Annotated in this window: 11 protein-coding genes; 3 read left to right on the forward strand and 8 right to left on the reverse strand. The window is 64.0% G+C overall.

Going from position 1 to position 12,267, the window contains the following annotated elements:
• Positions 1-205: 205 nt before the first annotated feature.
• Positions 206-559 (forward strand): YciI family protein, encoded by a 354-nt coding sequence (locus tag AC07X9_RS01000; protein ID WP_017181578.1) that lies wholly within the window; start codon positions 206-208, stop codon positions 557-559.
• A gap of 79 nt (positions 560-638) precedes the next feature.
• Here AC07X9_RS01000 and AC07X9_RS01005 read toward each other — a convergent pair whose 3' ends face one another.
• The 6 genes from AC07X9_RS01005 to AC07X9_RS01030 form a co-directional block, all read right to left on the reverse strand.
• A complete protein-coding gene (locus AC07X9_RS01005) occupies positions 639-893 on the reverse strand; it encodes an ATP synthase F1 subunit epsilon (protein WP_017181577.1) in 255 nt (84 codons plus the stop codon).
• A gap of 50 nt (positions 894-943) precedes the next feature.
• Entirely contained in the window at positions 944-2,389 is a 1,446-nt protein-coding gene (gene atpD / locus AC07X9_RS01010) for a F0F1 ATP synthase subunit beta (protein WP_017181576.1), read from the reverse strand.
• A gap of 24 nt (positions 2,390-2,413) precedes the next feature.
• Positions 2,414-3,298 (reverse strand): F0F1 ATP synthase subunit gamma, encoded by an 885-nt coding sequence (locus tag AC07X9_RS01015; RefSeq protein WP_017181575.1) that lies wholly within the window; start codon positions 3,296-3,298, stop codon positions 2,414-2,416.
• 73 nt (positions 3,299-3,371) lie between these two features.
• Positions 3,372-4,901 (reverse strand): F0F1 ATP synthase subunit alpha, encoded by a 1,530-nt coding sequence (gene atpA, locus AC07X9_RS01020; protein ID WP_017181574.1) that lies wholly within the window; start codon positions 4,899-4,901, stop codon positions 3,372-3,374.
• Positions 4,902-4,903: 2 nt separating this feature from the next.
• Positions 4,904-5,458, reverse strand: coding sequence for a F0F1 ATP synthase subunit delta (locus AC07X9_RS01025; RefSeq protein ID WP_026002122.1), 555 nt, complete (start codon positions 5,456-5,458; stop codon positions 4,904-4,906).
• 182 nt (positions 5,459-5,640) lie between these two features.
• Positions 5,641-7,188 (reverse strand): S1C family serine protease, encoded by a 1,548-nt coding sequence (locus AC07X9_RS01030; protein ID WP_017181572.1) that lies wholly within the window; start codon positions 7,186-7,188, stop codon positions 5,641-5,643.
• 113 nt (positions 7,189-7,301) lie between these two features.
• On the opposite strand from AC07X9_RS01030, the gene ada reads away from it, so the two are divergent.
• Positions 7,302-8,363: a bifunctional DNA-binding transcriptional regulator/O6-methylguanine-DNA methyltransferase Ada gene (ada, locus tag AC07X9_RS01035; protein ID WP_017181571.1), complete on the forward strand. Its 1,062-nt coding sequence runs from the start codon at positions 7,302-7,304 to the stop codon at positions 8,361-8,363.
• A gap of 73 nt (positions 8,364-8,436) precedes the next feature.
• Positions 8,437-9,957: a hypothetical protein gene (locus tag AC07X9_RS01040; protein ID WP_026002121.1), complete on the forward strand. Its 1,521-nt coding sequence runs from the start codon at positions 8,437-8,439 to the stop codon at positions 9,955-9,957.
• Here the strand turns inward: AC07X9_RS01040 and AC07X9_RS01045 are convergent.
• Complete coding sequence (locus tag AC07X9_RS01045) at positions 9,869-10,162, reverse strand: DUF1289 domain-containing protein (RefSeq protein ID WP_338057727.1); 294 nt, start codon at positions 10,160-10,162, stop codon at positions 9,869-9,871. The two genes, AC07X9_RS01040 and AC07X9_RS01045, sit on opposite strands and share 89 nt — an antisense overlap.
• Entirely contained in the window at positions 10,090-12,258 is a 2,169-nt protein-coding gene (locus AC07X9_RS01050; protein WP_017181568.1) for a primosomal protein N', read from the reverse strand. Before AC07X9_RS01050 ends, AC07X9_RS01045 begins: the two co-directional genes overlap by 73 nt.
• Between the last annotated feature and the right edge of the window lie 9 nt (positions 12,259-12,267).

Raw genomic sequence — 12,267 nt, forward strand, 5'->3', positions numbered from 1 at the left:
CAACATTGCCTCATAGGACAGCAGGGCTATCGCATATGGCACCATGCCTATCTTATTCGTCACCCTGAACTTGGTTCAGGGTCCATTTCGCCAGCCCATGCCGTTGTCTGCGACGATAAATGGATGCAGAAATAAATTCAGCATGACGTTTGGGGGTAACGCTAAGTCATACGCGATAGCGCTGCATTGAGCAGGGAGACAGGCGATGCGGGTGATGGTGCTGGTGAAGGCGACGCCGGATAGCGAGACCGGCCTGTTTCCCGAACCCTGGACAAGTCAGATGATGGCGGCGATGGGCCGCTATAATGACGCATTGCGCGACGCTGGCATATTGATTGCCGCCGATGGGCTGACCCCCACATCGCAGGGCAAGCGTATCGCCTTCGACGGCGCGGATCGGGCCGTGATCGACGGTCCGTTCACGCCCAGCCGCGATCAGGTGGCAGGTTTCTGGCTATGGGATGTCAGGGATATGGACGAGGCGGTCGCCTGGGCGAAGCGTTGCCCCAATCCGATGCCCGGACCCAGCGAAATCGAAATCCGGCCCCTTCATGAATGACCGCCCAACAAAAGGGGCGCTGTCGAGCGCCCCTTCTGCTGACCGTGCCACGCCGGGCCGGTCCTTTCATATGCGGTGATCAGCCGGCCTTTTCGGCCAGGACCGTCAGACCCTTTTCATTGACCTCGGCAAAGCCGCCTTCCACCGGGATGATTTCGGGCGCGGCCCCTGCGGTCGCATAGATCTGGATGCTACCGTCGCGTACGGTCGACATGAAGGGCGCATGACCCTCCAGTACGCCGAAGTCGCCATCGGTGCCGGGCACCACGACCTGATAGACCTCTTCCGACCGGAAGAGCTTTTCGGGGGTCACGAGTTCAAAATGCAGTGCCATGTTCGTTTCCTTAGCCCCTCCCTTTCAAGGGAGGGGATGCAACAGGTCGCTTAAGCCGCTTCGGCGGCCAGCTTCTTGGCCTTCTCAATGGCTTCGTCGATGCCGCCGACCATGTAGAAGGCGTTTTCGGGCAGATGGTCATATTCGCCATCGACCACAGCCTTGAACGACTTAACCGTGTCCTCGATCTGGACGAACTTGCCGCTGATGCCGGTAAAGACTTCGGCGACGTGGAACGGCTGCGACAGGAACTTCTGGATCTTGCGCGCGCGGGCGACCGTCAGCTTATCTTCTTCCGACAGTTCGTCCATGCCCAGAATGGCGATGATGTCCTGCAGCGACTTGTACTTCTGCAGGATCGACTGGACGGCGCGGGCGGTGTCATAATGTTCCTGACCCACGGTGCGCGGTTCCAGAACGCGGCTGGTGGAGTCGAGCGGATCGACCGCCGGATAGATGCCCAGTTCCGAAATGGCGCGGTTGAGAACGGTCGTCGCGTCCAAGTGCGCGAACGACGTCGCAGGCGCGGGATCGGTCAAGTCGTCCGCGGGGACGTACACGGCCTGCACCGAGGTGATGGACCCCTTGTTGGTGGAGGTGATGCGTTCCTGCAGCGCGCCCATGTCGGTCGACAGGGTCGGCTGATAGCCCACGGCCGAAGGAATACGGCCGAGCAGAGCGGACACTTCCGCGCCTGCCTGGGTGAAGCGGAAGATATTGTCGACGAAGAACAGCACGTCCTGATTTTCGACGTCGCGGAAATATTCAGCGATGGTCAGGCCCGACAACGCGACGCGGGCACGGGCGCCCGGCGGTTCGTTCATCTGGCCATAGACCAGCGCAACCTTGGACCCTTCGGTGATGGCGTTGCCATCGGCATCCTTGGCGATGACGCCCGCGTCCAGAAATTCGTGGTAGAGATCGTTACCTTCGCGGGTACGTTCACCAACGCCCGCGAAAACCGACGTACCGCCATGGCCCTTGGCGATGTTGTTGATCAGTTCCTGAATAAGAACCGTCTTGCCCACGCCAGCGCCGCCGAACAGGCCGATCTTGCCGCCCTTGGCATAGGGGGCGAGAAGGTCGATGACCTTGATGCCGGTGACCAGGATCGCGCTTTCGGTCGACTGGTCGACAAATTCGGGAGCCTTGGCATGGATGGGCGAACGCAGTTCGGTCGCGACCGGGCCGCGCTCGTCAATGGGTTCGCCAACGACGTTGAGGATGCGGCCAAGCGTGGCGGGGCCGACGGGGACGCTGATCTGCGCGCCGGTGTCGGTCACTTCCTGGCCGCGGGTCAGGCCCTCGGTCGAGTCCATCGCGATGGTGCGGACGGTGTTTTCGCCCAGATGCTGCGCGACTTCCAGAACAAGGCGCTGGCCGTTGTTGCTGGTTTCCAGTGCCGACAGGATCGACGGGAGCGCATCAGGGAAGGTCACGTCGACGACGGCGCCGATGACCTGCGAAATGCGGCCTACATTGTTGGTGGTTGCCATGACTGCTTCCTTGCGTGCGTGTGCTTAGAGGGCTTCAGCGCCCGAAATGATTTCAACGAGTTCGGTGGTGATCGCGGCCTGGCGGCTGCGGTTATACTGGATCGTCAGCTTGTTGATCAGGTCGCCGGCGTTGCGCGTGGCATTGTCCATCGCGGTCATCGACGCGCCCTGTTCGGATGCGTTGTTTTCCAGCAGCGCCTTGAACAGCTGGATCGCGACGTTGCGCGGCAGCAGGTCGTCCAGGATCGCTTCCTCGCTCGGTTCATATTCGACCGTCGCGGCGATGGCGTTGCGGTCGGCGTCGGCGGGGATCTTGACGGGAATGATCTGCTGTTCGGTCGGGATCTGCGCCAGCGCCGACTTGAAGCGCGAATAGAAGAGATGCGCGACGTCGAACTTGCCGTTCAGATACATGTCGGTCAGCTCGCCAGCGATGGCGTGCGCCTGGTCATAGCCGGGCTGCTTGGCGCCAGTCGTGTCATATTGGGCGACGATCTGGCCGGGATACATGCGGTTGATCACCGGACGGCCCTTGCGACCGATCAGGTAGAATTTCACCGTCTTGCCCTGCTGGATCAGCTCGTCCGCCTTGGCGCGGGCGGCCTTGACGATGTTGGCGTTGAACGCACCGGCCAGGCCACGGTCGGAGTTGGCGACGACCAGCAGATGCACGTCATCCTTGCCCGTGCCCGCCAGCAGCGGCGATGCGCCTTCGCCCGAACCGCCCGCGATTTTCGAGGCGAGGGAGGCGACGACGGCTTCCAGGCGGCTGCTATAGGGGCGCGCGGCTTCCGCTGCGGCCTGCGCCTTGCGCAGCTTCGCGGCGGCGACCATCTGCTTCGCCTTGGTGATCTTCTGGGTCGATTTGACCGACCCGATGCGGATCTTCAGTTCCTTGAGGCTTGCCATCTCAATCCCGAATTCAGTGTAGGGAGGCCGCCGGTCGCCCGGCGGCCTTCATCAAATCACTTAGGCGCCAGACTTAAGCAAAAGTCTTGCCGAAGCTGTCGAGCGCGGCCTTGAGCTTGCCCTTGGCTTCGTCGCCCAGATCCTTGGTGTCGCGGATCATGGTCAGTACGTCGGCATGATCGTGGCGCAGATAGGCCAGCATCAATTCTTCGTAACGGGTCACGTCCTTGACGGCGACGCTGTCCAGATAACCGTTGGTGCCAGCGAAGATCGACGCGGTCTGTTCCTCGAACGGCAGCGGCGAGAATTGCGCCTGCTTGAGCAGTTCGGTCAGGCGCGCGCCGCGGTTCAGCAGCTTCTGGGTCGATGCGTCGAGGTCCGAACCGAACTGGGCGAAGGCCGCCATTTCGCGATACTGGGCCAGTTCCAGCTTGATCGAGCCGGACACCTTCTTCATCGCCTTGGTCTGCGCGGCGGAACCGACGCGCGACACCGACAGGCCGACGTTGATGGCCGGACGGATGCCCTGGTAGAAGAGGTTGGTTTCCAGGAAGATCTGGCCGTCGGTGATCGAGATCACGTTGGTCGGGATGTAGGCCGACACGTCGCCTGCCTGCGTTTCGATGATCGGCAGTGCGGTCAGCGAGCCAGACCCGTTGTCGCTGTTCATCTTGGCCGCGCGCTCCAGCAGGCGGCTGTGCAGATAGAACACGTCGCCCGGATAGGCTTCACGGCCCGGAGGACGACGCAGCAGCAGCGACATCTGGCGATAGGCGACGGCCTGCTTCGACAGATCGTCATAGACGATGACGGCGTGCATGCCGTTGTCGCGGAAATATTCGCCCATGGTCACGCCGGTATAGGGGGCGAGATACTGGAGCGGAGCGGGCTCCGAAGCGGTCGCGGCGACGACGATCGAATATTCCATCGCGCCATTTTCTTCGAGCTGCTTGACGATCTGGGCAACGGTCGAGCGCTTCTGGCCGACTGCGACATAGATGCAGTAAAGCTTCTTGCTCTCGTCATCGCCCGCATTGGCGGCCTTCTGGTTGATGAAGGTGTCGATCGCCACGGCAGTCTTGCCGGTCTGGCGGTCGCCGATGATCAGTTCGCGCTGGCCACGGCCGACGGGGACGAGCGTGTCGATGGCCTTGAGGCCGGTCTGCACGGGTTCGTGAACCGAGGTGCGCGGGATGATGCCGGGCGCCTTGCGCTCGACGCGCATGCGCTGGTCGGACACGATCGGCCCCTTGCCGTCGATCGGGTTGCCAAGGCCGTCCACGACGCGGCCCAGCAGGCCCTTGCCGACGGGGACGTCGACGATGGTGCCGGTGCGCTTGACGGTGTCGCCTTCCTTGATCTCGCTGTCGGACCCGAAGATCACGACACCGACATTGTCGGCTTCCAGGTTCAGCGCCATGCCCTGAATGCCGTTGGCAAACTCGACCATTTCGCCCGCCTGGACATTGTCGAGGCCATGGACGCGGGCGATGCCGTCACCCACGGTCAGCACGGAACCGACTTCGCTAACCTGCGCTTCGGTGCCGAAATTGGCGATCTGGTCCTTGATGACCTTCGAAATTTCTGCGGCGTTGATATCCATGTTCAGCCTTTCATCGCCATGGCGAGACTATTCAAACGGGTACGAATGGAGCTGTCGATCATCTGGCTGCCGATCTTGACGACCAGCCCGCCCAGGATCGCGGGGTCGACCTTCGCATCGATGGCGACGTCGCGGCCGACGCGGGCGCGCAGGCTTTTGCCGAGCGCGGTGATCTGCGTCTTGGTCAGCGGGTGCGCGCTCGTCACTTCGGCGCGGGCCTCGCCCTTGTGATTCGACAACAGGGTTTCATAGGCGCGGATGACAGCGGGAAGCTGGCCAAGCCGGCGGTTCCCGGCAAGCACGCCCAGAAATTTCGTGGTCAGGGGATCGATCCCCATGGAGGATGCGACGGCGGCGATCGTCTTTCCAGACGCATCGCGGCTCAGCACCGGGCTGTTGATAAGCGCTTTGAAATCAGGCGATTGGGCAATCGCACCCTTCAACGCAGCAAGGCTGTCCGCCACGGTGTCGAGCGATTGGCCATCGCGCGCCAGATCGAACAGCGCAACCGCGTAGCGGCCGCTGAGGCTGGCCTGTATACCGCCGGTAGTCTCCACGCGCTTACCGTCCTCCATTTGATGTGCCGGTCATGCAAAGAGGGGGGAGCAGTTACGCCCGTCCCCCTTGTTGTGGGGCCGGTTAGCAGCGCGATTATGACTATGCAAGTCATGCTGCGCGATTCCGGCAATAGTGCGAAACCGCTGGCATTTGACTGAGTTTTTTCGCGGCACCGAATCGGTTATTGCGCCGGATCGACCGGGGCAAGCCGACCTTTCTGGCAATGATAGACAATCCGTTCGTTGGGCTGGGCCGGGACGATTGCCGCAATATGCGATTGCAGCGCGGCAATCCGGGCCAGAGCTCCCGGGTTGCTGCCACAGGCGGGAATCGGCTTGTCCCCCACCAGCGCGCGCGCCTTGGCCATGGTGTCGGCATCGGGCAGCCAGCGGTCGACGCGCAGCACGCCATTGACGGGATCGAAGCGGCTGGAGGCGAGATAATGGCCCTCCGCCGGGATCGTCACCCGCTGCCATCCAGTGCCGCTGGCGACATATTGGGTGTCGCCATTGACGCAGCCGCCCTCCGCCCAGTTGAAGGCGATGTCATCGGGTTGCGACAGGGTCAGGCGGCTGCGCGCCATGTCCACCTTGCAGATATTGTCGCCCGCCCAGGCAAAGGCGGTATTGCTGACCACGCCCCCATCCTGCGCCACGGCGACCTTTTCGTCGATGCTGGCGAAACTGGGTCGAAAGAAGAACAGCCCCGCCGCCCCGAACAGCAGCAGCCCGCCGATCGCCAGCGACCATGTCGCATGCTTCTCCCGCTTCTGGCTGTAGAACAGCCCGCCAGCGCCCAGCGCCAGTACGGCCACGGCCAACAGTACGGCTGCCCCGGCCATCGCGTTTTCGCGCGCGGAAATCACCTCCCGCTCGGCAGCGTCGCGAGCGCGGTCCATCGCCTGCTGGCGCGCGCTGTCGCTGGCGCGCAGCTTCTGCTCGCTCATCGCCGATTCGCGCTGGAGGATCGCGGCCTCGGCCGAATCGGCGTCGGCAAAGGAACGGCACGGCACGACAGTATGGCGCGACGATACGCCCGCCTGCCGCAGGAAGGAGGCGATTTCTCGCCAGGATACGGCAAAGCCGAATTCGGCGTCGCTGCCGTCCGATACCGATCCGAAGCTGTTGACCCCCAGCACTCGACCACAATCATCGACCAGCGGCCCGCCGCTGTTTCCAGCCGCCAGGGGCGCTGTGTGCAGCAGCGTGTCGAAGCTGCGGCTCGCGCGGCCGGCGGACACATTGCCGCTGGTTTTGACGGTCGCCACTGGTTCGACCATCTGCTTGAGGCCCAGCCCCTGCGCCCGGTCGACCGTGCCGGGATAGCCGATCGCGGTGACATGCTGGCCGTCGGTCACGGCCCCGGCATAGAAAGTGCTGACCGGCAGGCTGCCCTGTTCCAGCTGGATCAGGGCCAGGTCGTTGCCGGGCGAAAAGGCGATGATGCGCCCGCCATAGCTGTTCGTGCCTTCGGAGGGGATCACGCCGATGACGAGATTTTTCTCTTCCCGCGCCAGTTCCACGACATGGGCGTTGGTCAATATCTTGTCGGGTGCGACCGCCAAACCGCTGCCATGGCCGACAAAATAGGCTTCGCTGCCATCGGTCGCGACCAGCACGACACGCACCACACCGCGCGCGGCAGCGGCGATGTCCTGCTGTTCGGCGCGGGAGACCGTCGGCGCGGCAAGGGCGAGCGCCAGGAGGATGAAGCGGAAAAGAGCGACCATAGGCGCGCATACATATGCGAAGGCGGGCGTTGCGCAATCGGGAAAAGTGCGTGGTTTTTTTGAGCGCAAGCCGCGGGAAGCATGGCCAGCGCTTTCGCTATATCCCATAATGTATGAACCAGATGACCCGCCTGTCCACGCCCGTGCCCTCCATGCCCGATCCCGACCAGTGCTGGGCGGCGGTCTTGCGGCGCGACCGGACGATGGACGGGCGCTTCGTCAGTTGCGTCGCGACCACCGGCATCTATTGCAAGCCCAGTTGTCCCGCGCGGCACCCCAGGCGGGAGAATATGACCTTCCTGCCCGATCCCGCAGCGGCGCGCGCAGCGGGCTTCCGCGCCTGCCTGCGCTGCCGCCCGGACGAAACGGGGCGGGACAGGCAGGCGGTGGCCGCCGCGATCGCACTGATCGAAGCGGCGGAGGAGTCCCCCCGGCTGGAGGCGATCGCAGCCCATGTCGGCTATGCCCCGCATCATTTCCACCGCCTGTTCAAGCGCGAGACCGGGCAGACACCCGCCGCCTATGCCCGTACGCTGCGGGCCGACCGGCTGAAGACCGCGCTGGACGCGGGCGGCAGCGTGACGGCGGCCATTTACGAGGCGGGCTATGGTGCGCCTAGTCGCGCCTATGCCGACGCGGCAACCCATCTGGGCATGACGCCCAGCGCCTGGCGCGCGGGCGGGCGCGGCGTCACGATTCGCTGGCGCACCATCGACAGCAGCCTTGGCCCGATGCTGATCGCAGCGACCGACAAGGGGCTGTGCCGGATCAGCTTCGATGAGGGCGAGGCGGCGCTGCGCAACCGCTTTCCGCAGGCGGACCTGCGCCCCGCCGACGCTGCTCTGGATCGGCTCGCCGCTGCCGTCGTGGCGCTTGTGGATGATCCGACCGGCGCGCCGGATCTGCCGGTCGATGTTGGCGGCACCGCCTTCCAGCAGGCGGTATGGTCCGCCCTGCGCGCGATACCTGCCGGGCAGACCCGCAGCTATGGCCAGATCGCCGCCGCCATCGGCCGCCCCGGCGCCGTCCGAGCGGCTGGCACTGCCTGCGGCGACAATGCGCTTGCCGTCCTCATCCCCTGCCACCGCGTCCTGCGCAGCGACGGCACGGCGGGCGGCTACGCCTGGGGCGTGGAGCGGAAACAGGCACTGCTGGCGCGAGAAAGGCGCAAATAGCGGATCAGATTGCACTTTCCAATCGGTCCGGCCTCCGCCACTCTGGGGACCGGTCTTTGGGTGAAATATAACGATGCGGATGTGGGCGGCCCTGTTGCTGGGCATCGGATGGATGATGGCGTTGCCCGGCACGGTGCAGGCGGCATGGTGGCAGGCGAAAAGCCGTCACTTTACCGTTTACAGCGAAGGCAATGACGAAAAACTGCGCGGCTTGGCCGAACGGTTGGAGAAGTTCGATTTCCTGCTGCGGCGGCTCCATGATGTGACCGATCCCGAACAGGGTAGCCCGGTGCAGGTCTATCTGCTTTCCAACGACAGGAAGGTGCAGAAACTCGCGGGCAATCCCAACATCGGCGGCTTTTACACGACATCGAATCGCAGCGCCTTTGCGGTGCTGGCGCGCGGCGAAAAGACCGGAAAATTTGATTTCGGCGCGGAAGAAATCCTCTTCCACGAATATACGCATCATTTCATGCTGCATCACTTTCCGGCTGCCTATCCCGCCTGGTATGTCGAGGGATTTGCCGAGTTTTTCTCTGTCGTGAAATTTCCCAAGAGCGGCGCGATCGAGTTCGGCCATGTGCCCATGGCGCGGTTGCCCGGACTGGTGCTGGGCCAACCCTATCCGCTCGAATATCTGTTCGCCCGTGACACGGGCGATCTCAGCCGACGTGACGGGGACCGTTATTATGGCACCGCCTGGCTGCTCACCCACTTCTATCAATATAACAAGACGCAGCGTGGCAAGGAGATCGCCAGCTATTTGGCGGATTTGGTCAGGGGCGTTCCAGACCGTTCGCCCGACAGCTATTTTGAAGGTGGGCTTGCAGGTCTGGAAAAGGACCTCAGGGCCTATATGCGCCACCGTCTGTCAGCCTCATCGCTCAAATCCAATGAAATGAAGATTGGCGAGATTGTCGTCAGCCCTGTCGATCCGGCGCAGGGCGCGTTGGTCGAGGATGAACTGCGGCTCATCAATCACCCGAAGGCCGACGAACTGCCCGCCATCGTCACCGCCATTCGCGCGACCGCCGCCCAATTCCAGGATTCTGCCTATGCGGCTGCCCTGTTGGCGGAAGCGGAATGGGCCGCTGAGGAAAAGGACGCCGCGTTGGCGGACGCGGACCGGGCGATCGCGATGGATGCCCGCTCATCGCGTGCCCATGCGGTTCGCGCGCAGGTTTTGCTGGAGCGCGCGCATGACAGCGACAAGGCGGACGACTGGAAGGCGGCGCTGACCGCCATCGTTCGCGCCAACCGCGCCGACACGGAGGACCCCGTGCCGCTTGCGCTATTCTACCGCTATCACGCGATGCGAGGCGGCAAGATGCCCGATCTTGGCTATGATGGGCTCTACAAGGCCTTCACCCTGTTGCCGCAAAGTCCTGACTATCGCTTCAATGTCGTCCGCGCGATGGCGGCGCGGGGCGACTATGCCACAGCTTCCCTGCTGCTCGATCCCATCGCCTATTCGCCCCATGCGTCTAACATGCGCGAAGCGGCGATCAGGTTGAAGGCGGAACTGGACGGCCAGGCGGCCCAGACGTCGGCAGAGAAGGCGAAGAAAACGGGAAATCCCGCACCCGCGCCATGACGGCGGCGCGGGCTTCGTCGCCCATGCTGCGCCAATGGACGATTTCGTCGATCGTCCGTCCGCAACCAGTGCAGATCCGCGCTGCGTCCAGCGCGCAGAGGTTGCGGCATGGGCTGGCGATAGGCGCGTCCATCACATGAAACTGTAGGGATCGACATCCACGGCGACGCGGGTGCTGGATTTCCACACGATATTGCCCAGCCATTCGCGAATCGCCGCCTGTATGTCGACCTGCCGCGTCGCGTGGATCAGCAGTCGGTGGCGATGCCGTCCGCGCAGGACGGAGAGCGGCGCAGGGGCAGGGCCATAGACGCGCATACCCTCTATCAGCGGCGCAGACTTGCCGATCAGGCGCGCGACCTGTGCTGCTTCGTCGGCATCCTCGCTCGAAATGATGATCGCGGCGAAGCGGCCGAAGGGCGGGGCGTTGGCGCGCCGTCGATTTTCGGTCTCGACCGCGTAGAAGCGCTCGGTATCGCCCTCGATCAGCGTCTTGATGACCTCGCCTTCGGGCATCCGGGTCTGGATGAACACGCGGCCCGGCTTTTGTCCGCGTCCGGCGCGCCCGGCCACCTGCATGATCTGCTGGAAGGTGCGCTCCGACGCGCGCAGGTCGCCGCCCTCCAGCCCCAGATCGGCGTCGATCACCCCCACCAATGTCAGATTGGGGAAATGATAGCCTTTGGTCACCAACTGGGTGCCCACGATGATATCGATGTCGCCCGCCTCCACCGATTTGACGAAATCGGCGACCCTGGCGGGCGAAAATAACGTGTCGGATGTGACGATGGCGGTGCGCGCCTGCGGCCAGAGCGCCTTCACCTCGTCAGCGATCCGCTCCACCCCCGGCCCGCAGGCGACCAGCGAATCCTCCTCCTTGCATTCCGGGCAGAAGCGGGGCGCGGGAACGACATGGCCGCAATGATGGCAGGCCAGCCGATGTGTCAGCCGATGTTCGACCATCCAGGCGGTGCAATTGGGGCATTGGAAGCGATAGCCGCAATGGCGGCAAAGGGTCAGCGGGGCATAGCCGCGCCGGTTGAGGAACAACAGGCTCTGTTCGCCCTTGGCCATCACCTCGTCGATGGCCTTGACCAGAGGCGGCGCGATCCAGCGACCGCGTTCGGGTGGATCGGTCAGCAGGTTGATCCCCTCGATCTGCGGCATTTCCGCCCCGCCATAGCGGGATGGCAATTTGATTTCGCGATAGCGGCCCAGTTCGACCTGATGCCGCGTCTCGATCGCGGGCGTGGCGGACGCCAGGATGACCGGGAATTTCTCGATCAGGCCGCGCATCACCGCCACGTCGCGGGCGTGATAATGGACGCCATCCTCCTGCTTGAAACTCGCCTCATGCGCTTCATCGACGACGATCAGGCCGAGCTTCGGATAGGGCAGGAACAGCGCCGAGCGTGCGCCGACGACGACCTGCGCCTGCCCGCTGGAAATCGCCCGCCACGCCCGCCGCCGCTCGGTCTGGCGCAGGCCGCTATGCCAGTTGACCGGGATCGTGCCGAACCGGGCCTCGAACCGTTCCAGAAACGGCTCGGTCAGCGCGATTTCGGGCAGCAGGACCAGCACCTGGGCATCGGCCCGGATGGCGGCGGCGATCGCCTCGAAATAGACTTCGGTCTTGCCCGATCCGGTCACGCCGTCGAGCAGGAAGGGCGCAAATTCATGGTCGCGCACGGCGTTCGCCATCGTCATCGCCGCGTCCGCCTGTGCCGCTGACAGGGTGGGCGGGGCATGGTCCGGGTCGGGCGCGGGGAGGGGTGTATCGACGCTGACTTCGATGGCGTCGAAAATATCCTGCTTGATGAGGCCGCGAATCACCGCGTCGCTCACCCCGCCGATCAGCGCCAGTTCGCGCACCAGCCCCTGCCGCTCGCCGATCCGCTCCAGCGCCTGCGCGCGCTGATCGGTCATGCGGTCGGGCTGACGGCCATTGGCCTTATATTCGATGACGGTGCGCGTGCCTTCCAGCGCCGCCATCGACGCCAGCGCCATGCGCAGCACGGCGGCAGGGGGCGACAGATAATAGTCCGCCGTCCATTCGATCAGCCGCCGCAGCGTTTCTGGCAAAGGCGGGGCGTCCACCAGCTCGATCAGGTTGCGCAGCCGGTTGTCGCCCACGCTCTCGACATCGGGGAAACTATCTTCCTCCCACACCACGCCGACCAGCTGGCGGGGCCCGAGCGGCGCGACGACGATGCTGCCGGGCTTCACGTTCATGCCGTGCGGCACGCGATAGTCGAGCGGCCCCAGGGCAGCGTTGAGCAGGAGGACACGGGCGCGGGACATGCCCCGTCC

Source organism: Sphingobium sp. GW456-12-10-14-TSB1 (assembly GCF_059424385.1).